A 24,930-nucleotide genomic window follows, 5' to 3' on the forward strand; every position below is an offset into this window, starting at 1 on the left:
AATCTGTTCAAGCACAAGAAGGCTCGCTACAGGGGATTGGCCAAAAACGGTGCGCAGTGCGACACCTTGTTTGCGCTGGCCAATCTGGTGATTGCAAAGAAAGCGTTGCTGCAATCAATGGACAATTCCGTCTGCAAGGCGGCATAAGGCGTGAAACCCGGGGCAAAAGCCCCAAAAAATGAAAATTTCCAACTGGCAAGCCGTCAAATCTGCTGTTGGTTGACAAAAAAAATCGGCATCACACTGGCAACGCTGCGCGCTGACGCTTTGTTCAGCGATTCCCTAGCACTCCTAGGAAAGCTGTTTTCGAATCAACGCTACCTTTGCCTGAGTGCCATTCACCCAATAACCACCCAAGAAGCATGAGCTCCACATGGAACAGACCGTACGGGAACGGGCGAGGAGTCAGGACGCTTGCCAGAGCAATCACCAGGATGCACGTGGTCCATGCCGCGTAAATTCTGCTCGGCCATGTGTTCCAGCCGAGAAATACGAATATCGTCATAAGAGCGTAGAAAGCCATTTCGAACTTCAGGCTCCAGAATACGCCGATCAGGTTACTCACCCCGACAAAGCCTTGGAGCATTGTCAGATTCACAAGCACGTCAACCGAACCTGCCCCCGTTGGCAAGTCAAATACTCCGGCCGCGCTCATGAGCACGGCAACGGCGATCGATATCCAATAAATAGGATACAGCCGCATGATGCGGTGCCCCCAAAATACACCCAAACTTGACGCTCCGTTTATGGAGCGCGGAATGATGTACCCGCTGATCAAAAAGAACAGCGAGACGCCAGCCTGGCCAAATTGGAAAGTTGAGCTGATGAGGTCTCGCAAAAACTCGGAATGCCCCTCGCCGAAGTGAGAGAGAACCACAAGCAGCACCGCAACACCGCGCAGCGCATCCAGAAATTGCAACCTATTTCTATCCACCTCGCACCCCCTCCATGATTTCCCCTGAACCTTATCGCATCTGATCGGTCCACCATAGACGAGCCTCAACTTTGGGGGATCTGGGAAAAGCAAGCCACGGACTACGTCGCCATCTCATCCGACATGAAGCCGACAAATACCTGCTGCTTTGCGAACTCATCATATGCCTGCGCGATGAAGTTCGAGTCCATGGAAGGGGTGAAACTTACGTATCAATTTTCGACGTGCTGCCATGTTTCCCCGCCTGTGATCTTCGCGGGGCGAAGTCAGGCTACGCGACCGTAATGATCCTCAAAGCGTACGATGTCATCCTCGCCGAGATAAGAGCCAGACTGAACCTCTATGAGCTCAAGTGGAATTTTTCCAGGGTTCTCTAATCGATGGGTTGCGCCAATGGGAATATACGTAGATTGGTTTTCGGATAGAAGCATTTCTTTATCGCCATTGAATACTTTGGCTGTACCTCGCACCACAATCCAGTGCTCAGCTCGATGGTGATGCATCTGAAGACTGAGTGAGGAATTTGGATTAACGATGATTCGCTTCACCTGGAAGCGATCACCTCGATCAATTCCTTCATACGAACCCCACGGACGAAAAACTTTACGATGTGTGATCGATTCCTGCCGGCCGCTAGCTGCTAATCTAGCGACTACCTTTTTAACATCTTGGGATTTATCTTTGGTCGCGACGAGAACGGCATCGGCAGTTTCAATAATAATTAGATTATCTACGCCAATGGCCGCAACCATGCGATGCTCTGCTCTGATGTAGGTGCTATTCACTTCTTCGATCAAAACATCGCCGATTAGGCTGTTTTCGTTTGGATCAACCGGGGCCACAGCCGCAAGAGCATCCCAAGAACCAACATCGCTCCAACCTAGGTCAGTTGCTGCAACGACGACTGCGCGCTCGGTTTTCTCCATTACGGCGTAGTCAATGGAGACGTTTGGCGTTGTTTCGAACGCGGCCCTATCGAGTCGGATGAAATCCAGATCACGGGTACTTTTCGTTAGCGCCGCCTCGCACTGATCCAAAACAGCCGGGGCGTGGTGTCGAAGTTCGTCGAGATAAGTTGACGCCTGCAGCATGAACATCCCGCTGTTCCAGAGATGGCTGCCATCCTTCAGAAACCGGCTAACCGTAGCCGAATCTGGCTTTTCGACAAAATCCTCTACTAGATATACACCATCTTCCGGACTCAAGGATTTGCCGCACCGGATGTAGCCATAGCCAGTGTGGGGTTCGGTCGGTCGTATGCCAAATGTTATCAGATGGCCATCTTTGGCGATCTCGGCCGCGGCGGTGGCTAACTCAACAAAAATCTGATCGTTCCGAATAATGTGATCCGCGGGTAATACCAGCAGGATGCTGTCCGGGCTTATCTCCGTCGCGAGAAGCGAAGCCACTGCTGTGGCAGGAGCAGTGTTTCTGCCGACGGGCTCGAGTACTATTGACGACGGGATCACGGCGATGTCGCTTAGTTGCTGAGCCACTAGAAAACGTTGCTCCAAGTTCGTCACTACGATAGGTTGCCTGACGTTCTTGATTCCATTCAAGCGAAGGACCGTCTGCTGGAGCAACGTATGGTTGCCAACTAGTTGTAGATACTGCTTCGGATAGCCACCGCGCGACATTGGCCAAAGCCGCGTTCCGCTTCCACCACAGAGGATGACAGGGTAAATGTTCATTCTCTTCCTAAAATTCAAATAGGGGACTGGGTGATTAGAGATGCATAGACCTTAGTCACCAACTACAGATGTGGCACGTGCAGACTCAACGGTTGCGGTGTTACTAGCGGAAGCTGCCAATGAAAGGAGCAGGCTTTCGTAGGAATTTAGTATCTTATCCCACGTGAAACTATCCGCGTGGCGCTTGATGCTGGATTTCCGCATCTCCGAGAGTGGTGCATTCCCGTTGATAATTTCCTCGATTCGCATTTCGCATTCATCTTCATCTGAAAAATACAATGCTTTAGACCCAGCAACCCAGCGATTAAATGAGTTGTCATGCGCGAGGACGGCCGAACCGGCCCCCAAGGCCTCAACTAAAGAGGGGTTCGTTCCGCCGACTGTATGTCCATGGATGTATGCGGAATTGTAAGCACGCAATGCAGAGAGTGTTTGCTTTTCATATATGGCGCCAGGAAATATTACCTCGGAACTGGCAGAGTCGAGAACTTCACGATGAAAACTATTGGAGTCGGGCGTATACTTTCCTAGAACAACAAGCTTGCTGTCGCGTTTCTTTCTGGAGAACGCTTTTACTATTTCGAGTATTGAATTCTCCCGTTCCGGGCGAGCAATTATTGTGAAATAGTTGAACGGTTGAAGTCCGAGCTTCTGTAGATCGTCAATGTTTGCGGCGTGAATCGGATCGGCCCCATAGGGAATCATGGTGATTTTGTCTCTGCTCACCCGCGTTGCGAGATGAGTAGCGATATCAGGATGATCGGCAATCAGATGGTTGCCGACGATGCAACCGATTCTTTCGTTAAACCACAACCAGAGTCGCTCGTGAGTTTTCCACTTGTCTCGCTTCCACTCAATGCCATCCATGTTGATGACGTTGGTAATGCGACTGAAACGATATGGTGCACAAAAAATAGCCGTGTTGTAGCCGAGCGTCAGAACGAGGTCGTAGTTGGATTGTAAAACGTGTCTTACTGAGCGCCAGTCGAACGATATCGTTCCCAAGGCGCCAGTCCGGCCGACGGGAATTACGACACGGTCGATGCCTTCCCATCGGTCCGTGCGTATTGACCCGGGTTGCCCTTCTTCCTGGCAATATACAGTTACCTGCCAGCCGACCTTTACCAGGTGGAGTGCCAGGCGTTCAGCGAATGTTTCAAACCCACCATGGCGGGCAGGTACGCCTCGGGTCCCGAGAATGGCTAGACTCTTCCTCGCAGTAGTCTTGGGCATGAAGTGTATTCCTTGGGTCGACTCGAGTTTTGTGCAAACTATTAATATTCTTTTGGCAAAAAAACATTCGACGGATTTATGCAGTCCGTTTATAGGAAATAATCAATTTCTTTGAATGTTTTCCCTTCTGCATCTTTGGCGGAGACTACAGGTGTAGCTGTGATCGGCCATTGAATGGAAAGTGATGGGTCATTCCAGAGCAGTGATCGTTCGTGCTCCGGATGCCAATAATCGGTTGTCTTGTAAAGAAACTCAGCCGACTCGGATATCACGACAAATCCGTGCGCAAAGCCCTCGGGCACCCAAAGCTGCCTCTTGTTCTCAGCCGACAGCGTAACACCCACCCACTTGCCAAAGTTCGGTGAGTTGCGACGCAGGTCCACAGCTACATCGAAGACTTCCCCGGTCACGGCGCGGAGAAGCTTGCCTTGAGGGTGCTCAATTTGATAATGCAGCCCGCGCAAAACGTTGCGCGCCGAGCGCGAATGATTATCCTGCACAAATTCACGCTTGAGCCCAGTCGCAGCTTCAAAGGACTTTTTATTGAAGCTCTCAAGGAAGAATCCACGTTCGTCGCTAAATACCTTGGGTTCGATGATTAGAACCTCGGGTAGGGCGGTGGGAATAACATGCATGCTCATTTGATAGCTTCTAAAATGATTTGCGTCAGGTATTTGCCATAGCCGTTCTTCGACAGCGGTGTGGCGAGTCGAGCCACCTGCTCGGAATCGATCCACTTGTTGCGGTACGCGATCTCCTCAGGGCACGCCACGACGAGCCCCTGCCGATTCTGCAGCGTGGCAATAAAACTAGCAGCTTCGAGCAGCGAGTCGTGGGTGCCGGTATCCAGCCAGGCGTAGCCGCGGCCCATGATTTCAACGTCGAGCTGCGCCATGCTGAGATAGCGCTTGTTGACATCGGTGATTTCGAGCTCGCCGCGGGCCGACGGGTTGATGTCCGCCGCAATGTCGCAGACCTGGTTGTCGTAGAAGTACAGGCCCGTGACGGCATAGTGCGAGCGCGGCTGGGCCGGCTTTTCCTCGAGTGAGACCGCGCGGAAGTCTTTGTCGAACTCCACTACGCCGTAGCGCTCAGGGTCGTGCACGTGATAGGCGAATACCGTGGCGCCTTCCTTTTGTGAGGACGCGCGCTCGAGCTGGCGCACAAGGTCGTGGCCATGAAAGAGGTTGTCGCCCAGGATGAGCGTAGAAGGATCGTTGCCGATGAAGTCGCGGCCGATAATGAAGGCCTGCGCCAGGCCGTCCGGCGAGGGTTGCACGGCATATTGGAGGTTGATGCCCCAGTCGCTGCCGTCGCCGAGCATGTCGGCGAAGCGGGGCGTGTCCTCCGGCGTGGAGATGACGAGGATGTCGCGGATCCCTCCCAGCATCAGCGTGGACAGCGGATAGTAGATCATCGGCTTGTCGTACACGGGCAGCAGTTGCTTGGACACCGAGCGGGTGATCGGATAAAGCCGAGTGCCGGAACCGCCGGCGAGAATAATGCCTTTGCGCATGGTGCGAATACTCAGTGGAGGATCTGGTCCAGCAGCAATCGAATGCCTTGTTGCCAGTCCGGGAAATGGATGCCGAAGGTCTCGCGCAGCTTGCTGGTATTCAGCCGTGAATTGGCAGGACGTGGCGCCGGCAATGGGTACGCGGTAGCCGGAATTGCTTCGATGTGCTCCAGGTTCACCTGTAGCGGGACGCCCCGAGCTGCTGCCATGCGTAGCACCTCAGTGGCATAGCCATGCCAGCTTGTCTCGCCAGCGGCCGCCAAGTGGTAGACGCCGGCGGCAAACGCGGCTGGCCCACCAGACAGCCAGTGGCGCGCCACAATCTGGGCAGTTACGTCGGCTATCAACGAGGCGGTTGTGGGCGCACCGAACTGGTCAGCGATAACGCGCAAGCTGTCGCGCTCGCGGCCGAGCTTGAGCATGGTCTTGGCGAAGTTGCTACCGTGCGCGCCGGCCACCCAGCAGGTGCGCAGCACTAAGGCCTGCGCGCCGGCCGCGGCGATGGCCTGCTCGCCGGCGAGTTTGCTCTTGCCATAGACGGATTGCGGGTTGACTATGTCGGTCTCAACATAGCTGCCGTCCTTGCTGCCGTCGAATACGTAGTCGGTGGAGTAGTGCACCAACAAGCTGCCCAGCGTCTTGGCTTCCTCGGCCAGGACGCCCGGCGCAACACTGTTGATGGCGTAGGCTGCCTCGATGTCGGTCTCGGCCTTGTCCACGGCGGTGTAGGCGGCGGGATTGACGATCACGTCTGGGCGAAGCTCGCGCACAACGCGGCGCAATTCGTCCGGTCGCGAAAGGTCGCAGCCGGCGCGATCGAGTGCTACCACGCGACCCAGCGGCGCCAAGCTGCGGCGCAGTTCGAAGCCCACCTGACCGCTGCTTCCCGTTACAAGGAGCGTCGGGATTGAGGGGGTCTTATGCCGCATATTGCTTTGCCACCCAGTTGCGATACTCACCTGACATCACATCCTGTACCCAGCCTTGGTTATCCAAGTACCACTGCACGGTCTTGCGTAGGCCGGTCTCGAAGGTCTCAGCCGGCCTCCAGCCGAGTTCGCGCTCGAGCTTGCGCGCATCGATGGCGTAGCGCCGGTCATGGCCGGGACGGTCCTTAACAAAGGTGATCTGGTTGCGATATGAACCAGCAGCCTTCGGACGCAACTCATCGAGCAGGTCGCACAGCGTGTGTACGACGTCGAGGTTGGTCTTCTCGTTCCAGCCGCCCACGTTGTAGGTCTCCCCCAGGCGGCCATGTGCAAGCACCTCGCGAATGGCGGCACAGTGGTCGCCCACATAAAGCCAATCGCGCACGTTCAGACCATCGCCGTACACGGGAAGCGGCTTGCCGCCTAGCGCATTGGAGATCATCAGTGGAATCAGCTTCTCGGGGAAGTGATAAGGGCCATAGTTATTCGAGCAGTTCGTGGTCAGCACCGGCAGCCCATAGGTATGGTGATAGGCACGCACGAGATGGTCGGATGCCGCTTTGGAGGCTGAATATGGGCTGTTAGGCGCATACGCGGTGGATTCCGAGAACTGCCGGTCATTAGGGCCGAGCGAACCAAATACCTCGTCGGTAGACACGTGGAGGAAGCGGAAGGCCGCACGGGCTGCGTCGTCCAGGCCGCCCCAGTAAGCGCGTACGGCCTCCAGCAGCGTGAAGGTGCCGACGATATTGGTCTGGATAAACTCGGCGGGGCCACTGATCGAGCGATCGACGTGACTTTCAGCGGCGAAATGCACCACGGCGCGCGGGTTGTAGGTGGTCAGCAGGCGGTTCAGGGCGGCACGGTCGCAAATATCCGTCTCCGAGAAAACGTGACGGCTATCGCCGTCGAGCGAGGCCAGCGTCTTGAGATTGCCGGCGTACGTGAGCTTGTCGACGTTGACTACTTCGTCGGCGTTGGCATCGGCCAGCCAGTCCAGAACGAAGTTGCCTCCGATGAAGCCCGCACCGCCCGTAACGAAAATACAGTTGCGCATAGATGAATAAGGGAAAGGGTTAGGCGGAGGCGGCCATGGATGTGGTCGCACCCACAAGCGGGGTGCTACTTCTGCCACCGCGAAAAGGCGCCCAGGTGCATCAGCTTGTTGTGAAACTCCCGATTGAGCGCCTGCGCTTTGCCCGGGATACTTGCCCACCACGAGCAGAGCTAAAGAACACGATGGCGGGTGCGAGATATAACCCCACGGCGTGAGCTGTGCGGTAGCCTTGAGGCTCGGACGGACAGATCAGTACGCATTCCGCCCCGTCCACCCCTTGAACGCCGTCCAGAAAATAATCCTCACATCCATCCAGAACGACCAGTTCCGGATATAGAAGATGTCGTGCTCCACCCGCTTGGCCATCTTGTCCAGGGTGTCGGTCTCGCCGCGGTAGCCGTTGATCTGGGCCCAGCCCGTGATGCCGGGCTTGACGCGGTGACGCATCATGTAGAAGTCCAACTGCTCCTTGTACATATTGTTATGCGCCATGGCATGCGGCCTCGGGCCAACCACGCTCATCTCGCCCCTGAGCACATTGATAAACTGCGGCAGCTCATCCAGGCTGGTGCGGCGCAGGAAGGCGCCGATCGGCGTGATGCGGCTGTCGCCTTTGGTGGCTTGCGTGACGGTGCCATGCTCGGCGTGGACCTTCATGCTGCGGAACTTGTAGACGTGGATGACGCGGCCGTCCATGCCAAGGCGCTCCTGCTTGAAGAAGACGGGGCCGGGCGAGTCGCGCTTGATCAGGATGCCAATGATCAGGAACAGCGGCGACAGGGCGATGAGGACGAGCGCAGCAAAGGTGCGGTCGAAGATGGCCTTGATCGTGCCGCGCACGCCGAGCGCGGGCGGTCTGTTCATTTCCACCGCGGGCATGCCGAGGAAGTTGCCGACGTTGTGGTTGAGCAGGTCGAAGTCGAGCACGCTCGGCATCCACTTGATGTCAATGAAGTCATTGCGCAGGGAGAAGTTGATCTCCTGCATCAGGCGGAACTCGCTCATCGGCAGGGTCAGCCAGATCTCATCGATCCCCTGATCGCGTGCGAACTCGGGGATTTGGGCGCTATCGGTGATGCGCCGGCGTCCTTCCGGAGTGGGCTCGCCTTCGGGGGCGTAGATGCCGCTGATCTTGAATCCGGTGGCGTGGCTGGCGGTCGCGCGGCGGTACATCTCCTGTCCGGTACGGCCATAGCCAACGATAAGCACGCGCTTGCTGTTGGCGCCGGTGACGCGCAACAGGTTGAGAACGACGCGGCTGGCCACGCGCAGGCCCAGCAGGCCGGCCAGCGAGAAGGCGTACCAGTAAACCATCCACAAGCGGGAGAGGGCGTCGGCCTGGTGCAGCAGGTAGGTCAGCAGAACGCTGATCAGCCAGACCAGGCTCCAGGCGGACAGCAGGCGCGTGGCGAGCGAGAACAGGCTGCGGCCGCGCCATGAGCTGTAGAGGTCGAACCCGGGCAACACGATGAAGGCGATCGCGCAGCCAAAGTACTGGACGAACAGGTGGATCGGGGCGTGCGCGCTGGCAAAGCGCGCTTCAGTGGCCAGTATTGCCGCAAGCCAGATGGCGCCGGCGTCGAGCAGGCGAACCATCAGCGCGAGCTGATCGTGATGCCTGGCAAACATATCGCGATAGACACCCATTTGCTTCCCCCGAAGCGTTCGCGTAATGGGCGCTCAAGCGAGTGCCCATACCTTTTGTCTCCTCCGAACTTGCAGGCCGCGCACAGGGTCGGCCAGGCTCGTCGCTGGCATGCATCTTGGTGTGCATGCTCTTGGCGCGGACAAAGCAGAGTCGTGCGGGACTGCATTGCGGCAGTCGGTTCCATGGCGTGGCTGCGGTCAGCTAGCGACCGGCCACTGGCCGCATCCTTGAGTGCCGTCCCTGGAACTGCAACGCTCTCTTCCTGCCGGCGCGCTGGTGGCGCCGGTGTGCTTCGTGTTTCTGGTGCGAATAGTGCGGTGCAGCGTGACCCGTCGGTACCCTGCGTAAGAAGGGAAAGTGGGGCGATGTTTGTGTGGCACCTTTACGTCGAGACCTTCCGTTTTGAGACGCATGGTCAAGTGCGAGGGGCCGCCACGGCTAGAGTCTTGCGTTGGCATTGCGCGCAACGCAGTAGTGCCGATCTCAAGCCGGTGTCACGGCAATCTTCAGCAGGATGCAGCAAGACATGAAAGGAAACGTTTTTACCCGCGATGAGCTGGATGCCTATTTTTCTTCCTTCGTGGGCATGGAGGGAGGCAACCCGGCGGCAGCGGTCTGGATTTGCGATCATGTGCCCACCACGGTGGGCTTGCCGCTGGCGGCGCCGCTGGCTCCGCAGCGAGTGCCGAACGCCTGGGACGCGCACTTTCGTGTCGCTCACGCACACGATATGGCAAGGTGGCAGACGCACCAGCGCATCGCGCGCATCATGTCGGCGGCCTGGGAAATGGTGTTGTTCGCCCGGCGCGATAACTGCAGCTGGCAGCGCTATCTTGCCGAGTATCTCTACCGTGCACGCGGCTGGGAATTCAAGCTGAGCCTGTTTCCGTTGCCGACTCGCGCGGACAACGGGCTGCCCTGGAAGCGGCTGTATGGTCAGCAGCCCGAACTCAATCCCAAGGTCAACTACCTGTCAATGTGCCGCAACGGCGGACGCTTCCGCTTCATCGAGGCATTGCGCCGGCGCCAGCGCCCCAAGGTGGTGATCTGCCTGGGCGAGCGTCACGAGGATGACTACCTGCACGCGTTTGGCATGCGCGGCCAGCCATACACCGAGCATGTCCTGAAGCCGGCTGACCAGGTACGGGTACTGCGCGTCTACCAGGACCAGGGCACGCGCCTGGTTGTCTGCCCGGCGGTGGCCGGCGCTGCCGGCCTGGGATCAGACGTCCTGTTGAATGCAATGGGGCACTTCATCAGCCAGTGGCTGACGATCGCCGATTTCCAGATGCGGCCAGAAGAGCCCGATCGGCGCCGACAGGAAGAGACCGAAGCCTCGGTGTGACACCGTTTGGCCACTGCGGCCGCGGTGTCATCACGCGGCATGACGCTGCATCCATTGCTGATAATCCTTGCCCTGGACTGCGTTCGCGGCTTGCCAGAAGGCACGGTTGCCGGCGTCGGTGGCGTAGGCCCGCAGGTCGCGCGGTGACATGCCGAGGGTGCGGCGGAATGCGCGCGTAAAGTCGGACGGGCTGTTGAAGCCCAGCCCGTAGGCGATGTCGTTGACAGCCAGGTGAGGGTAGCGCACCAGGTCCTGCGCGGCAGCCCGCAGCCGGCTCTTGCGGATATAGGCTTGCACGCCGCCTTCGGGTTCGAACAAGCGGTAAAGGGTGGCTCGCGAGATTTCCAGCTTTGACAGCAGCCTGGTGGGCGACAGTCCGGCCTGGCCGGGATCGGCGTCTATCAGCCGACGGGCGCGTGCCAGTACGGCGCTGCGCACCGCGGCGCGAGCGCTGCTGTCCAGGCCCACGCCTCGCCGCAGGGCCCCGACCAGCAGCTCCACGCCGGTGTGCATGGCGTGCACGGCGGCCTCGGGTGTCATGGTTGGCAGATCGCGACTGAGCGCGACGGCGTGTGCGACGGCCAGTCGGCTCAGCGGTGTGTCGGTTTCGACGATGCGTCCGTGCGCGGCCTCGGCTTCCATGAAAATGGCATCCATCGTTATGCGCGGGACGAAGAACGAGAGCGCGCGTGTGGCCTCGCGCCGCATCTCAATCGGCTGCCCAAGGTCCGTCAGCAGAATACCTCCGTGGCGCGGCTGCGGATTGCGGCGCTCACCCACCACTAAGCCGGCGCTGCCTTCGACGAAGACCTGTATCGCGTGATGCCGTGCCGAGTCAGTCGAGATACGCGCGAGGCTGCGTTGCAGCGTGACGCCGTCACAGCGGCAGTCCGTGAAGGACATGTCCGCGATCAGGTAGCGGTCAATGGCTGCGTGGAAGGGCGCAAGGAGGCTGTCGCGCGTGACGTCCAGGTCCATGACGTGCCCAACGCGTTGTCGCCACGCAAGTATCTGACCTCTGGCGGCCTGCGATCCATCGGCACCTACCTCGAAGTGGCTGTGCGGCAAGCGTTCGGGTTCGGCGCGCGTGAGCCGGCTAGCGCGGCGCGGTGAGGCAGGGACGTTTAGCACTATCGATGACGCGAAGCTTGGTGACTGGTTACCGGCCGGTGCAGAACAGAACATCGGCGCACGAGGGCGACTTTAACCCAAACGCACGACGTACGTGTGACAGGCGGGCACGCTTGTAGCTTGACTTGCTATGGGTTTATTGAGGCCTCGCGCGCGTAATTGCCGTGATATTGCGTTGAACGTTACCCCGCTTACGAAGGGAAACGAGATGACAACGTATCCCTCGAATGGGGGGAGAAAACACGCGGATTCGCGCGCAGAATCCGGCCGCTGCCTAGTTTGTGTGGTGCAACAAATCGCTGAGCGGGGGCTCAGCCTTTTGGCATCCTTTACTCACCCACGCGGTAGAGGCATGAAAACAGAACCGAATACAGTGTTTACGCGTGAACAGCTCGAAGAATATTTCGCGTCGTATGTAGGGATGGAAGGGGGAAATCCGGACGCGCCAGTCTGGTTTTGTGACAGTTCACCGCATCCGAGAGCCGAGTCGATGGTGGCGCCGCTGGTTCCGCACGCGCAACCCAGTGCGTGGGACGCTGCGTACCGCCACAAGCACCGCGACCACATGGAGCGCTGGCAGTCGCACCAGAAGATTGCAAGGATCATGGCCGCAGCGCGCGCACATTTCTTCAACACGTCCCTGGGCGAGCGGGACTGGAAGCATTACTTCGACCATCATCTGTACGCGCCGCACGGCGCGGAGTTCAAGCTCAGCCTGTTTCCGCTGCCAGCGCGCCTGATTAACCAGACACCGTGGTCGACGGCATTCCGCGGCCAGCCGGAGCTTGTGCCCAGGCAGCGTTACCTCGAGCTTTGCCGCGACGGTCAGCGTTTCGCCTTCATCGACAGGATCCGCCGGCTCTGGAAGCCAAAGGTGGTGGTATGCCTGGGCGAGCGGCACGCCGACGATTTCGTGCAGGCGTTCGCTCTCGGGAATGTGCGCGGCGCCGACCACATCCTGCAGCCCGCTGACTTGCCCAAGACCCTGCGCGTGCTGGAGCACGACGGCACCACGTGGATTATCTGCCCGGCATTGGCCGGCGCAGCGGGATTGACGTCAGACGTGTTGCTTGACGCAATGGGGCAATACATTGCCGGCTGGCTGGGACCGGGCGATTTCCCTGCGCTCTGCTCTGGTGCAGACGGCTGTTAGCAAGGCCGTAGTGAGTCACGGCGGACGTGCGTTGGCGATGCTGCAGTGCGGCTTACGAGGCTGCGCGCAAGCACAGGCTATCCCCCGCCAAGTAGGGGTGACACAGATTTGGGGATTTGTTTATCTGTGTGCTGGCGCGATCTGCAAGCTGCTGCAGCAAAAACCGCTTGCGAGCCGAAGCGTGGCACGACAGGGCAGCGTAGGGCGCCGGAGACTGTGTGCGGCAGTATTCCGTCGCAGGATTACCCACCATGTATCGACGTACCGAAGTATCGATCTCAGGAGAGAGAAGCGTGCAAACCAAAACCCGGAACATCTTCACCCTCGGCATCATGGCTGCCGCCGCGGCAACGCTTGTTGCTTGCGGTGGCGGCGACGATTCGCCCTCGCCGTCCCAGCCTTCTGCCACCGTGAGCGGCAAGGCGGTGGACTTCTACCTGTCCGGCGCGACGGTCACCTTCCTCGATTGCAGCAACAAGACCGCGACGACGAATGCAACCGGCGACTTCACCTTCCCGGCCGGTTGCACCACGAGCGCGCTCAAGGTGACCGGCGGCACCGATATCGGTACTAACCAGCCGTTCACCGGGGTGCTGCAGGCACCGGCGGTGACGTACAAGGAGGGCGTGACACCGGTGATCTCGCCGCTGACCACGCTGGTGGCGCAACTCGGCCCGACCCAGGCCGCAGCACTGGCGGAGAAGCTCGGCCTGGCAGGCAAGGACCTGGCCACGCTGGACCCGATGCAGGACGCTGCCACGCTCAGGGCGGCGGTCGTGGTACAGCAACTGGTCGACCAGGTCGCCAAGACGCTGACGGGCCTGGCCACGGGTGGCACGCTGACCGCCGAGGCTGCGGCCGCAGCGGCTGCCAAGGCGGTCGCCAGCGCCGTGGCCGGCGCGTCGGGCACGGCTGACCTGGCCAGCAGCGCGCTGGTGTCGAACGTGGTGTCTGGCGCTGTGCAGAACGCCCAGAGCGGCCTGCCCGCGAGCCTGCAGTCGAACATTGCCGCCGTGGCAGCCAACGTGGCCGCACTGGCCGGCCCGCTGATCACGAGCCAGGTGTTAAGCGTGAGCACGGCGCTGAACGACATCGCGCTGAGCAGCAGCCCGGCTGATACGCTGTCGCAGCTGAAGGCAAGCGGATCGATCAACGTCGTGACCGAGAGCGCCCAGTCCTCCACGACCACCGCGCTGGTCAAGGCCGTGACGCCGACCGCTCTGACCGATGCGTCGAACGCGGCCAAGCTGGCCGCGCTCGGCGACGCCGTGTCGACCGGCAATACCGCCGAGATCCAGCAGGCAGCCGCGGACCTGGGCAGTGCGGTGGACAGCACCGCGATCAACAACGTGGCGAACGCGGTCAAGCTGACCAACTACGTCCTGCTGTCCAACCTGACGATCAACGGCCAGGCTTACCCGATCACCGACACGATCTCGGTCACGGGCGGCACGCTGAGCTCGATCAAGGTCGCGCTGACGCAGAATGGCGATGCCTTCAATGGCGGCCCGTCGCAAGTGCGCGCTGGCCTGAGCTATGCCTACGGCGGCAACCAGGTCGACGTCATCATCGAGAACGTGACGCTGACGTTCAACGGGTCGCAACTGGTGGATGTGGTGGTGCCGGCCAACACGACTTATTCGTTCGAGATCAGCGGCAATGTGTCGGCTGCCGCAAGCCTGACCAATGGCGTGGCGGACAACCTGTTCGACAGCGCCAATGGCGGCTCGCTGAACCTGCCGTTCACGGTGTTCCTTGGCAAGCTCAAGTCTGCCGGCGCGCTGAGCCAGGCGCAGGTTGACGCCCTCACGCCGAAGTCACCCAGCACGTTCCCCGTGACGTTTGCGCTGACAGGTATTAGCGGCAAGGACGTGAAGCTGGGTGCGCTGGTCGACGGCAACGTGGAGAACGCCAAGACGGCGTCGGTGAGGACTGACGCGGCCAAGGTGACCGGCGACGGCCTCAAGACTACGGTTACGCTCAACCCCTGACCGGCGCGTAGTGGTGCCTTCCGCCAGGATGGGGAAGGCCATGCCCCCGGTCATCCGGACGCATGCCTCAGGGCAGTGCCACGGGTGGCCGGGTTCTTTTTGTGTCTGCGTCGAGTCCCTGGGGACGCGCCACGAATGAGGCTTGCCCCGCGGCCTCGGAGTCTTCTATGCAGCTGTTTCGCAAGCGCCGGCTGGATCAAGCCTGCGCGCTGATGCTGGGCCTGTCGTGCGCGGGCGCGGCCAGCGCCGCGCCGGACGATGTATTCATGCTGGCCGAGCCCGCCACGGGCGAGTTCACCTCGGTGCGGGTGGAGGCCAGCTACGACATGGTCAATAGCACCGTGGATGTCTTCAACCTGCGCGGGCGGCAGGGCCCCGTGTCGGACAACGCCGGCGACTATAGCGGTGGCAAGCTGATGCTGGGCTACAAGTTCTCGCCGTATTGGTCGGGGTCGGCCACGTACTGGCGCCGCGGTATCGATTACGGACAAGACCATAACCAGATCGACAGCTGGATGTTGGCCATGCACTACGACCCGCTGGCCGAGCCTGGCGCGCGCGATCGCATCATGGTGCGCTTCTCGCTATGGGGAGACCACTCCGGCAGCCTGAACCGCTCGACGCCGGTCACGGTTCGCAACACGACCTTCAACAGCCTCACGGTGAACAATGCGAATGACGTCCAGGGCCAGGCCGACGTCATCTTCTCGGGCGAGCTGACCGAGCGCAACCAGCTCACGGGTTTCGTCGGGCTCGGGATCAGCCGTGTGAGCATCGGGAGCATCAATACCCGTCTGCAGCAAGGCAATTGCAACTTCAATGTTTCCATCGGCTCTGACAATATCGCCAACGGCGCGCTGGCCGCACCGTGCCGCGCTGGCAATGCCACCCTCCAGTCGGCCTCGTTCGCAGTTGATGCCAGCCGGTTCGGGATCAATTTCAACGACGATTTCAACTACACGGCCGGCTACCTGAACCTGGGCGGCTCATGGCGCTGGAAGTACGAGAACTTCGCCGCGCGGCTGGGCTACCAGTTCCAATACCTGCTGCGCAGCAATGTCGATAGCCGCGCGGAAACCTATGGCTACTCGCCGATTCGCTCGAACCATACGCTGGGGCTGGAGCTTTCGTATGCGGTAGTGAAGAACGTGGAGGTGTTCCTGCGCGGCCAGGCGTCGCTGTACAACTTCGTCGGCACCATTCCGTTCCTCTATAACGCCACGACCGCTGGCAAGCTGGACCGGTACTACGGCTACGGCTCGATCGGCATTCGCTTCTCCGGGTTCTGAAATCGAGATCCAGACCCGGTCCCTCTCTTTCAACAGACATAGAATGGCTTGGAGGCGCGTGTAGCTGGCCAAGTAGTAGCGTTGATTCCTGTTTGTCACCAAGCCAATTTCGCTATGTCGCAATACACCCGGCTTGCAGTTCGAACCTTGGGCATCGGTACGCTCATCGTTACCGTGGCCGTAGTCTTCCGGCACGCATATCTGCGCGTTGCCGCCGAGGCCGGCATTGCCAGCCCAGCAGAGGCGCCCAGGGCAACGATGTTGAAGCAATGCGAGGCTATGCACAGCCGCCTGAAGAGTCACCATGTTTCCGAAAAAGCCGCAGAAGCAGACCGGGATCCGCGCGCCCTTTGTATCGAATCGTGATTGCACGGGCGCTGACATCGCTGCTGGATAAACAGCGACGCTTGCAGTCTTGTTCGTGAACCACCGTATGCGAAACCGCACGGACGGTGGTGTGAGAGGGTTGAGGGGGGCTCACCAACTCAATGGCAGGCAGCTTTGTCAGGCAACCACGCTGTCTGCCGGGTGATGGCCATGCTGCTCCAGGTAGCTGCGGAAGTCGGCGCCGACTTCCTGGTGCTTCAGCGCGAACTCCACGGTCGCCTTCAGGTAGCCCAGTTTGCTGCCGCAGTCATAGCGGCGGCCCTGGTAGCGATAGGCCAGCACCTGCTCCTGGCTTAGCAGGGACTGGATCCCGTCGGTCAGCTGGAACTCGCCGCCGGCACCGGGCTTCAGCTCGCGCAGGTGGTCGAAGATGCGCGGCGTCAGGATATAGCGGCCGACCACGCCCAGGTTGGAGGGGGCATCTTTCGGCGCGGGCTTTTCCACGATGCCGGACATCTTGATGACGCCCTCGTCCCATTCGCGTCCGTCGACTACGCCATAGGAGCGGCTCTGCTCCGGCGCGATCTCTTCCACGCCCAGCACCGAGCAGTTGTAGTGGTTGTAGATGTCGACCATCTGCTTCATCACCGGCGGATTGCCGTCGATCAGGTCGTCGGCCAGCATGATGGCAAAAGGCGCGTCGCCCACCAGCTTGGCTGCGCACAGCACCGCGTGGCCCAGGCCCAGTGCTTCGGGCTGGCGCACGTAGAAGCACTCGACGTTGGCCGGCTTGATAGAACGGACCGCGTCCAGCAGCGCCTGCTTGTTCTTGGCCTCGAGCTCCACTTCCAGTTCGTAGGCCTTGTCGAAATGGTCCTCGATCGCGCGCTTGGAGCGGCCGGTGACAAAGATCATCTCGGTAATGCCGGCGGCCATGGCTTCTTCCACGGCGTACTGGATCAGTGGCTTGTCGACGACGGGCAGCATTTCCTTCGGGCTCGCCTTAGTGGCGGGGAGGAAGCGGGTGCCCAGTCCCGCGACGGGGAAGACGGCCTTGGTAACGCGGTTGTCCATATCCTGTGTTCCTTCTGAATGTTTAGTGGTTCAATCAGCTTCCACAACTCGTCATCAATGATCGGTTTTGCTGTCACCCTGATCCGTCGTTACGATGGCTCAGCCAACAACTTCTGCCTGCGGCGCGCAGTTACGACCGACGCGGCAGCATGCACGCTCCAGCCACGTCGCGCGACGTAGCAGTTCGATGCCAGCCCGGTGGCATTTCGCATTGAGCAGCTGTCGGAATTTTGCATAAGGCAGGCTCGAAAGCATGCGGGCGCGATTGGGGCTGGCCTATCCCGGCGCCTTCTTCCTGGCGCTGAAGTCCAGGTCCTCCGCACCAGCGGCTTCCCCTTTGCCAAGGCCTTCGGGGAGCTTTCCCTTTCAAGAATACGTGCGCACTACCTTGGTCTTGAGCGGCCATGGCCGCGCGGCGAGTATCCAGATACAGAGAAGCGGCCCAAGAAGCGGGATCAAGGAAAGATAGGCATATAGCGCGCTGAATCGCGCAGACTTGAACACAATCCGGAATGGAACGAACCACGCCGCCTCGAAGGCGACGAACGCTAGCAAATAGAGCATCGCGGCTTACCGGTGAGGTTGACCCAGAGCGAAGCGCATTCCTGGTTTATTGTGCGCTGCAACTTGATTCTACCTACTCGTCAGCTGGGCCGATCCCCCCTCAGTAAGGGACTGCAAGCGAATGGGTCCGACCTCAAGTCCCTCCCCACTTGACGTTAGCGTGCGGCCGAAACAGCGGGGAATGCACGTGCGCACAGGCCTCGTGAATGTGCCTCGATCATGGTCTGGAAGGGCGCGTGGTTTCCATACGCCGCGGTGGTGACGAGGATGAGCGCAGCAGCGGCGGCAACCGGTCGAAATGGTCTGAATTCAGCGCGCGTGAAAGCGCGAACAAAGAGCGCGCCAATTGCAGCGCCCAAAAACCAGCCCGCGATGACTTCGGGAACCGTATGCGCATGATCGAAGACCCTGGCGACAGCAGTCAGCAGGCCGACAAGCAAGCCGGCGATGGCGCCGATGCCAGCGTTGCCTCCCATGCCCCGGGAGAGGAGTGCGATGGCGACGGTCCAGACAGCAGTCGACAAGGTCGTATGCCCGCTGATCATGCGAAATCCGATCGAGGAAATCTCGAATCCGCATCCGGCGTACAGGACTTTAGTGATGCCGGTGAGTGCCATGCCGGCCGACAGAAGCAGTATCCAGCGGATGGCCAGGCCGGGAGCCGATATTCCCAGCCAGACAGCGCATGCAATGGCGACTGGTAGCGTCAATGCGGCATCGCCGACATCGCTGATTGCGTTCCACATGGTTTCTTTGGGCAGAGAAGATGCCGCAGCTTAGCGCAACCAGAAGAAACTGCGTTCAGAGCAATCGGCGGGCGGTGGCGGCTTGGGGCAAGCTGATATAGCACGACGGCATATGCCGCGATGAGGCGCAGCAGGTCAAGGCAAGATGGCCAGCGGAGTCGCCGGGCGGGTTCTTCATTTCGGAGCCTTTGGCTGCTGGAGTGTAGAACTGCCCATGGACGGGTACAGAGATGGTGAACGCGGCTGGGAACTTGTCATTCCGCTTCTGTCAGACGATGTGTCTCCAAACTGGGAGCCGCCTGCTGTGCCGCTATAGCGCTTCCCAATATCGGCGTTCACGCCACCCGCGGAGTAGCTTTGCATTTGGCCAGAGCCGTAGCTGGCACCGCCGTACTGCGTGCTACCCGTCTGGCCGTAGCTGGCCACACCAAGACGCTGGCCGGCATGGGCGCCGCCGGCAACCAGCACGAGTATCAAGAGGGATGGAAATTTCATTTGCAGCCTCCTAATGAATGGGTGCGCACAGGCCTTGTCTTGAGCGGCCCACGTTGGAACTGCAAGTGATTATTGTGCGCTGCAACCTGATTCTACCGAGTCGTCGGCTATGCCGATCCCTTCGAAGTAGGGGATTCCAGGCGCTTGCTCCGGACTCGAATGGCTCCCCCACCGCGGCCATTCCGAGGCCTGAGCACCCGCCGCAGCCGTCCGTCCGGCTGCGCCTGCTTTCCGATCATTGATGCCGCGCCGGCCGCGCGGCGCAATCAGAACGGCAGTGGGCCCACGGCGGATTGCGGCGGCACCGGCGGGAACGCGATCAGTCCGGTCTGGCGCTGCAGCGCATAACGCACGTAGACGCCGGCATACCATTGGCGATAGTCGCGCGCGTTGTCGATGCCCACCAGGCCGCCCACATAGAGTTGCTGCGCCGCCTGGTATTCGATCGAGCCGACCAGGTTGTAGGCCAGGCCGGTCTTGGACTGGCCCGGGTAGACCGCGCTGGTCGCGTTGGTCAGGCCCTTGCTGTTGGCTGCGGCCACCGCGGCATTGGCCGCCGACTGGGCCGCCGCATCAGTCGGGAAGTAGTTGGAGTCGTCCTCGCTGAAAGCCTGCACGCCAAGCGCGCCACGCACGTTGTAGGCCAGGCGTCCGGCGCGGCCCGACAGCGAGAGCGGCACCGTCACCGCGAAGTAGGTCTGCGGGCTGAAGTACCCGCCCTGGCCGAAGGTGAAGTAGCGCAGGTTCTCCGCATACCCCATCGAGGTAAAGTTCACACCGCTCATCAGGCGCTGGTCTGGGGTGTCGATCACGCGCAGGTAGAAGCCGCCGCCGCCTTCCCAGCGCGTGTTGCGCTTGACGTCGTGGCCGGTCAGCAGTCCGTAGCCGCCGTAGCCGTAGATGCCGAAGAGTCCGTCGTCCCAGCCCACGTCCGCGCGCGCGCTGCTGTTCATCACGCCGCCCCATTGCTGGCCCGTGCGCTCGTCGCGCACGCCCGCATAGGACAGCAGGCTGTCCGTCACTGGCCGGCGCGAAGCGCCGAGCGACAGCGTGGTGCGCTGGGTCAGCGGCAGGTTCAGGCGCGCACCGGCGTTGACGTCGGTGTAGCGGAATCCCAGCGGCGTGCTGCCCAGGTCGGCATTGAAACGGTCGGATTCGTAGGCCACGCCGAGCGACACCCCGAAGGCGTTCTGCGTGCCCGCCGAGGTGGATTTCAGCGGGCTGCCGTTCAGGTTGACCGCCGCGCCGTTCACGCCATAAGCCAGCGGACCGCCGCCAAAGCGCGAGGCGTTGTTGAAGTCGCCGCCGACCGAACCGGCATCCAGCGCCACCGGCGTCACGCGTGCCACCAGCTTGCCGTTGCCCGCCGCCATCTTGGCCTCGGCCGTGACCTGCAACTCGGTGAGCTGGCTCATGCCGGAATCGCCGTTGCGCCCGCGCAGCATGGGGCCGCCCGCGAGCGTGGCGGTGCGCTGGGACTCGATTTCCTGAAGTTCCTGCTGGGCTGTCCTGGGGCCGGTCGGGTTGGCTTGCGAATCGGTGTCGGCCAACCACGGCGCGCGCGACTGGGCACCGAGCGGCTGGCGGGCCGGCACGGCGGATGCGGCGCCGTAGCCGTCGGCTGCGGCCACTGCCTGGGCAGCGGGGTATTGCTGTGCCGGGTATTGCGGCGCCTGATACTGCGCCGCATTCGGAAACGGCGCCGGATACTGCGCGGCCGGCTGTTGCGCCTGCGCGGCAGGATAGGCAGGCGCAGCCGCCACGACCTTCGTGGTCTTGCCGCGCGTGGCGCTGCTGGCGGCCGGCGCGCGCTGCGGTGTGCTGGCCGGTTGCGGGTAGTAGGCCTGCGGCTGGATGGCCAATGCGCCCGCGGCCGGCGCCGTGCCGAGGGGCGCAGGGATATAAGGCTGGCCGTAGGCCTGCGCGCTGGTATGCATCATCACCGGCGGGGGCAAGGCCGCTGCTGCGGTCGGCGCCGGCACGGCCACATAGGGTGCCGGCGAGCCCGGGGGCGGCAGTTGCGAGCTGCCGCGTTGGCCCGGCAGGCCGACAAAGGGGTTGGCAGGGACGCGGTCGAAGCCAGCGGCGTCGGGGCGGGCGCCGGCGGCGCTCTCGGCCGCCACCGCGGCGCGGAAATACTCGGCCGCGCGCGACGTCTTGCCCTGCGCGCGGTAGAGGCGGCCGGCGGCGGTCAGCACCTTGGGCGACCTGGGCGCCTGCGCCAGCGCCATCTGCAAGGTGCCTTCGGCCCAGCTGAACTCCTTGGCAGCGGTGGCGGTACCGATGGCGGCCAGCATCAGGTCCAGGTTGCGCGGGTCTTTCTCCAGCACGCTTTCATACAGCGCGAGCGCCTTCTTGTTCTCGCCGGCCTGCGCGTACATGCGCGCCAGGCTCGCGCGCACGGCGCCGTTGCCGGGGCGCTCGGACAGCGCCGGGGCCAACGTGTCGTAGGCCGCGACCAGGTCGCCGGCTTCGGTCAGCGCATCGGCCTGGCGCACGATATAGGCCACGCGCACGTCGTCGTAGTCGCGCCGCTGGGGCTGGCTCATGCTGGCGCCCGCCAGCTGGCGCAGCACGCCGGCCAGCTCTACGTCCTGCCTGGTCTTGAGCAGGATGGCGGCGTACTGCAACTGCATGCCGACGTCCGCGCGCGGCGTGCGGCTCATCACGCTGCGCATCAGCGACAACGCGCGCACCTCGTCGCCGGCATCGGCGTAGGCCAGTGCCAGCGCGCCAAGCTGGTCGGCATCCTGCTGGGCATAGCGCTCGGCCTCCTGCAGCACGGCCAGCGCGGCGCGCTGCTGGCCGGCGGCGGCCAGCTCGCCGGCGCGCTCGGCCTCGGCGTGCACCCACAGGCGACGCTGCAGCGTGCCCATGTCGCGCGTGCGGTTCTGCGGCGGGATCCGTTCGAGCGCATCGAGCCCGGCTTGCCAGTCGCCGGTCTCGGCCGACAGCAGGGCGCTGGCGTAGAGTGCGTCCGGCATGTCGGGGTTGGACAGCAGCAGGCCGTCCATGATGCCGCGCGCCTGCTCCTTCTGGCCCACCGAGGCAAAGGCGCGCGCCGCGTCCAGGCGTACCCACGGGTTGGTGGGATCGGCCGCCATGGCGTCTTCGAGCGCGCGGCGCGCGCCGGCGGTGTCGCCACGCTTCAGGGCGGCACGCGCCTGGGCACGCGCTTCGTCGGCGCGCAGCTTGCCGAGCGAGCCGACCTTCTCCTGCTGGGCCGGCGTGAGGTTCTGCACCATGGCCAGCGCTTCTGCGCTCTTGTTCTGCGCCGACAGCACGCCCACCAGCCCGCGCGTGGCGTCGGGATTGTCCGGATGCTGCTTGAGCACGCGGCGGTAGGCGGTCTCGGCCTGCGCGTACTGGCCTTCCTCGGCCATCAGGTCGGCCAGGGCGACCTGAGCGGAGGGCTCGCGCGCGTCGAGTTTGATGGCGCGCTCGAGCAGGCGGCGCGCTTCGGCGCGGTTGCCGGTGTTGCGCGCTGCGCTGGCCTGCTCGGACAGCATCCAGTAGGTGGCGCTGTTCTGCGCGGCGCGGTAGCGGCCGCCCGCGCCGCGCCTGGTGGCCTGCTCGAAATAGTCCACCGCCTCGGCAAACTTCTCCTGCTTGAGCCGCAGCACGCCCATGCCGCCGAGCGCGTCGGCATCGTCGGTGTGCTGCGCCAGCGCACTCTGGAAGTGCTCGCCGGCGCGTTCGAGAGCGCCCGCGTCGAGGGCGTCGAAGCCCTGCTGCACAAGCTGGCGCACTGGGCTCGCGCTGGCGCCGGCCACGCGCGCGCCTTCCTGCTGTGGCTGCGGCTGGATCCTGACCGCGTCGAGCTTCGCGCGGATGGTGGCATCGTCGGGATGGCTGGCCAGCCACGCCTGGTACAGCGGCGCATCGGCCGGGCGCCCGCCCAGCCAGGTCAGCGCGCGGCGCCAGCTCTCGCGCGCCTGACCCGCGACGTCGGGGCTCTTGCTGAGCGCTTCGAGCCCGCGGATGCCTTCGCGCCGGGTGGATTCGCGGTAGGTCAGGTGCTGGGCCAGGGCGAGCTGGGCGCCGTGGTCGGACGGATTGGCGCGCGCGAGCTGCTCCAGGCCCTTGCGGGCCTCCTCCCAGCCTTGCGCGGTGCCGCCCAGGGTCTGGTAATACTCGAGCGCGAGGTTGCCCTGCGGCGCGGCGCCGCCGGCGGCCTGCTGGTAGCGCTTGACCGCTTCCTCACTCTGGCCGCTGCGCGCTAGCTGGCGCGCCTGCTCGAGTTGCTGGCCGGTGCCGCCGCTGGTGATGAGCTGCGTCAGCCGCGCCACCAGCGGCGAGCCGGGCTGGGCCTTCTTGAGCCGCTCCAGGTAGGTGCGTGCCGCATCGGCCCGCCCCGACTCGGCCTCGGCCACGCCCATGCCGTACAACGCCTCGGGCTGGTTGGGATTGAGGCGAAGGATTTTCTGCCACGCTTCGGCGGCGCGGTCGCTGCGGCCGCGTTGCTGCCAGTACTTGCCCTGGTCCACCAGCAGTCTGACCGGGTCCTCCTGGGCGGCGGCGGCTGCGGTGAATGCGGTCAGCAGGCTCAGCACGAGCGTTTTCGCGCGCAGTTGCCTGGCGCGTGGCGCCCGCATGGAAATGATCGCGTGTCCGTTCATGGCCGGGCGCTTGCGGTTCGGCATGCTTTCTCCCACTCCAGCTCGAGTTGCCCCGAAGGGGCGAACCGGTAGCGGCCTTCGGCAAAGCCGAGGCCGAATAGTCCCAATACGGTGTCGTAATACGTGGCGGCGGGCTTGCCCGCGGCTGCCGCGCCGAGCATGGCCTCGGCGCGTGCGCGCTGCGCCACGGCGGCCGGCGATCCGGCCGCCTGCAGGAAGGGCACCAGCGCGGCGGAGAAGCCGGCCGGGCCTTCGCCCTCGAGCGCGCCGCTGCCGGCGCGCATGCGCTCGGGCGGGGCAGCGCGCCCCACCATGCGCTGCGCCTGCGGCGCCAGCAGCTTCATCAGCACACGCCCGGCGGCATCGCCGCGCGGCGTCATGCCGGCCCACAGGTATACGCGGATCGCGTCATAGCTGCTCACGTCGCCCGTGACGGGGTCGGCAAGGAAACCCGTGCCGCCCTGGTCGGTGCGGTAGGCAGACCAGTCGGGCACGATGCCCTGTCTCGCCACCGCCTCGACCAGGCGCCCGGCCTGCGTGGCAAGCGTGCCCCACGGCCCGGCCGGATCGCCGCCGGCCAGCCGGCGCAGCAACGGCACCGGCAGGTAGCTGGCGTTGAGGCGCCACTGGCGCGTGCCGTCTTCCTTGCCTTCGGCAAAGCCCTGCGGCCCTGGCAGCAACATGGCACCGAAGCCCGGCAGCAACACCACTTCCTGGCGCGCCACCAGCTTCAGCAGTGCGCGCGCCTGCCCGGCATAGCGCGGCTGGCGCCACACGCGGGCCGCCTCGAACAGCGCGAAGGCAAACCACAGATCGGCGTCCGAGGCGGAGTTGGCGTCGATCACGCCCCACGAACCGTCGCTGCGATGGCCCCATTGCCAGGCCGGCAGCTTGTCCTGCAGGCTGCCCGCGCCGAGGTTGGCGATGCTCCATTGCCAGAGGCGGTCGAAGGTGGCGCGGTCATTGGCGATCAGCGCGAACACCATGCCGTAGGACTGGCCCTCGGAGGTGCTGTGCTGCTCGCGCGTGGACGGGTCCAGCACGCGGCCGTCGGCCTGCACGAAGGACGACAGGAAGTGCTGGTACAGCGGCCAGGGGCAGGAGGAGGGCGCCGCGGCGCCCGCCAGCGCCGGCCAGCCTCCCAGCGCCGGCAGGGCGGCCAGCGGTGCGAGCCGGGCCATCGCGCCA

General features: G+C 62.7%; 18 protein-coding genes and 1 pseudogene. 6 read left to right on the top strand and 13 right to left on the bottom strand.

The window, feature by feature from the left end; genetic code table 11:
• Positions 1 to 147 (top strand): annotated as a pseudogene (locus A3A5_RS43615) (IS5/IS1182 family transposase); the annotation flags it as partial.
• Between the two features lie 124 nt (positions 148 to 271).
• Here the strand turns inward: A3A5_RS43615 and A3A5_RS40390 are convergent.
• The 8 genes from A3A5_RS40390 to A3A5_RS0126555 all read right to left on the bottom strand — a co-directional run bounded on the left by A3A5_RS40390 (position 272) and on the right by A3A5_RS0126555 (position 8,989).
• Positions 272 to 919 carry an acyltransferase gene (locus tag A3A5_RS40390; protein ID WP_018313499.1) on the bottom strand — a complete coding sequence of 216 codons (648 nt, stop codon included), beginning with the start codon at positions 917 to 919 and terminating at the stop codon, positions 272 to 274.
• 281 nt (positions 920 to 1,200) lie between these two features.
• A complete protein-coding gene (locus A3A5_RS0126530; RefSeq protein WP_026201162.1) occupies positions 1,201 to 2,625 on the bottom strand; it encodes a mannose-1-phosphate guanylyltransferase/mannose-6-phosphate isomerase in 1,425 nt (474 codons plus the stop codon).
• Positions 2,626 to 2,676: 51 nt separating this feature from the next.
• Positions 2,677 to 3,858, bottom strand: a complete 1,182-nt coding sequence (locus tag A3A5_RS42215) for a DUF1972 domain-containing protein (protein WP_081623996.1) — start codon at positions 3,856 to 3,858, stop codon at positions 2,677 to 2,679.
• Between the two features lie 89 nt (positions 3,859 to 3,947).
• Positions 3,948 to 4,499, bottom strand: a complete 552-nt coding sequence (gene rfbC, locus A3A5_RS0126535; protein WP_018313502.1) for a dTDP-4-dehydrorhamnose 3,5-epimerase — start codon at positions 4,497 to 4,499, stop codon at positions 3,948 to 3,950.
• Positions 4,496 to 5,374, bottom strand: a complete 879-nt coding sequence (gene rfbA, locus A3A5_RS0126540) for a glucose-1-phosphate thymidylyltransferase RfbA (RefSeq protein WP_018313503.1) — start codon at positions 5,372 to 5,374, stop codon at positions 4,496 to 4,498. Before rfbA ends, rfbC begins: the two co-directional genes overlap by 4 nt.
• An 11-nt stretch (positions 5,375 to 5,385) precedes the next feature.
• Entirely contained in the window at positions 5,386 to 6,303 is a 918-nt protein-coding gene (rfbD, locus tag A3A5_RS0126545) for a dTDP-4-dehydrorhamnose reductase (protein ID WP_026201163.1), read from the bottom strand.
• A complete protein-coding gene (rfbB, locus tag A3A5_RS0126550; RefSeq protein WP_018313505.1) occupies positions 6,293 to 7,360 on the bottom strand; it encodes a dTDP-glucose 4,6-dehydratase in 1,068 nt (355 codons plus the stop codon). The genes rfbD and rfbB overlap by 11 nt, the downstream gene beginning before the upstream one ends.
• A gap of 249 nt (positions 7,361 to 7,609) precedes the next feature.
• Positions 7,610 to 8,989 (bottom strand): undecaprenyl-phosphate glucose phosphotransferase, encoded by a 1,380-nt coding sequence (locus tag A3A5_RS0126555; RefSeq protein WP_026201164.1) that lies wholly within the window; start codon positions 8,987 to 8,989, stop codon positions 7,610 to 7,612.
• Positions 8,990 to 9,534: 545 nt separating this feature from the next.
• Between A3A5_RS0126555 and A3A5_RS39400 the strand changes: the two genes are divergently transcribed.
• Positions 9,535 to 10,353 carry a hypothetical protein gene (locus A3A5_RS39400; protein ID WP_051108579.1) on the top strand — a complete coding sequence of 273 codons (819 nt, stop codon included), beginning with the start codon at positions 9,535 to 9,537 and terminating at the stop codon, positions 10,351 to 10,353.
• A gap of 30 nt (positions 10,354 to 10,383) precedes the next feature.
• Here the strand turns inward: A3A5_RS39400 and A3A5_RS0126565 are convergent, their stop codons facing one another.
• Positions 10,384 to 11,331, bottom strand: coding sequence for a helix-turn-helix domain-containing protein (locus A3A5_RS0126565; RefSeq protein ID WP_018313508.1), 948 nt, complete (start codon positions 11,329 to 11,331; stop codon positions 10,384 to 10,386).
• Between the two features lie 505 nt (positions 11,332 to 11,836).
• On the opposite strand from A3A5_RS0126565, the gene A3A5_RS0126570 reads away from it, so the two are divergent.
• From A3A5_RS0126570 to A3A5_RS0126585, 4 genes are all read left to right on the top strand, one after another.
• Positions 11,837 to 12,637, top strand: coding sequence for a hypothetical protein (locus A3A5_RS0126570; RefSeq protein ID WP_026201166.1), 801 nt, complete (start codon positions 11,837 to 11,839; stop codon positions 12,635 to 12,637).
• Positions 12,638 to 12,930: 293 nt separating this feature from the next.
• Entirely contained in the window at positions 12,931 to 14,628 is a 1,698-nt protein-coding gene (locus A3A5_RS0126575; RefSeq protein WP_018313510.1) for a hypothetical protein, read from the top strand.
• Positions 14,629 to 14,795: 167 nt separating this feature from the next.
• Entirely contained in the window at positions 14,796 to 15,917 is a 1,122-nt protein-coding gene (locus tag A3A5_RS0126580; protein ID WP_018313511.1) for a hypothetical protein, read from the top strand.
• Between the two features lie 114 nt (positions 15,918 to 16,031).
• On the top strand, positions 16,032 to 16,283 hold the full coding sequence (locus A3A5_RS0126585; protein ID WP_018313512.1) for a hypothetical protein: 252 nt from the start codon (positions 16,032 to 16,034) through the stop codon (positions 16,281 to 16,283).
• A gap of 138 nt (positions 16,284 to 16,421) precedes the next feature.
• On the opposite strand, the gene galU is transcribed toward A3A5_RS0126585, so the two are convergent.
• From galU to bcsZ, 4 genes are all read right to left on the bottom strand, one after another.
• Positions 16,422 to 17,276 carry a UTP--glucose-1-phosphate uridylyltransferase GalU gene (gene galU / locus A3A5_RS0126590; RefSeq protein WP_369797820.1) on the bottom strand — a complete coding sequence of 285 codons (855 nt, stop codon included), beginning with the start codon at positions 17,274 to 17,276 and terminating at the stop codon, positions 16,422 to 16,424.
• A 761-nt stretch (positions 17,277 to 18,037) separates the two neighbouring features.
• Positions 18,038 to 18,628, bottom strand: a complete 591-nt coding sequence (locus tag A3A5_RS0126600) for a phosphatase PAP2 family protein (protein WP_018313515.1) — start codon at positions 18,626 to 18,628, stop codon at positions 18,038 to 18,040.
• Positions 18,629 to 19,389: 761 nt separating this feature from the next.
• Positions 19,390 to 23,766 (bottom strand): cellulose biosynthesis protein BcsC, encoded by a 4,377-nt coding sequence (locus A3A5_RS0126605; RefSeq protein WP_018313516.1) that lies wholly within the window; start codon positions 23,764 to 23,766, stop codon positions 19,390 to 19,392.
• Positions 23,739 to 24,923 carry a cellulose synthase complex periplasmic endoglucanase BcsZ gene (bcsZ, locus tag A3A5_RS0126610; protein WP_051108581.1) on the bottom strand — a complete coding sequence of 395 codons (1,185 nt, stop codon included), beginning with the start codon at positions 24,921 to 24,923 and terminating at the stop codon, positions 23,739 to 23,741. The genes A3A5_RS0126605 and bcsZ overlap by 28 nt, the downstream gene beginning before the upstream one ends.
• Positions 24,924 to 24,930: the final 7 nt, after the last annotated feature.

The organism is Cupriavidus sp. UYPR2.512 (assembly GCF_000379565.1).
GTDB lineage: Bacteria > Pseudomonadota > Gammaproteobacteria > Burkholderiales > Burkholderiaceae > Cupriavidus.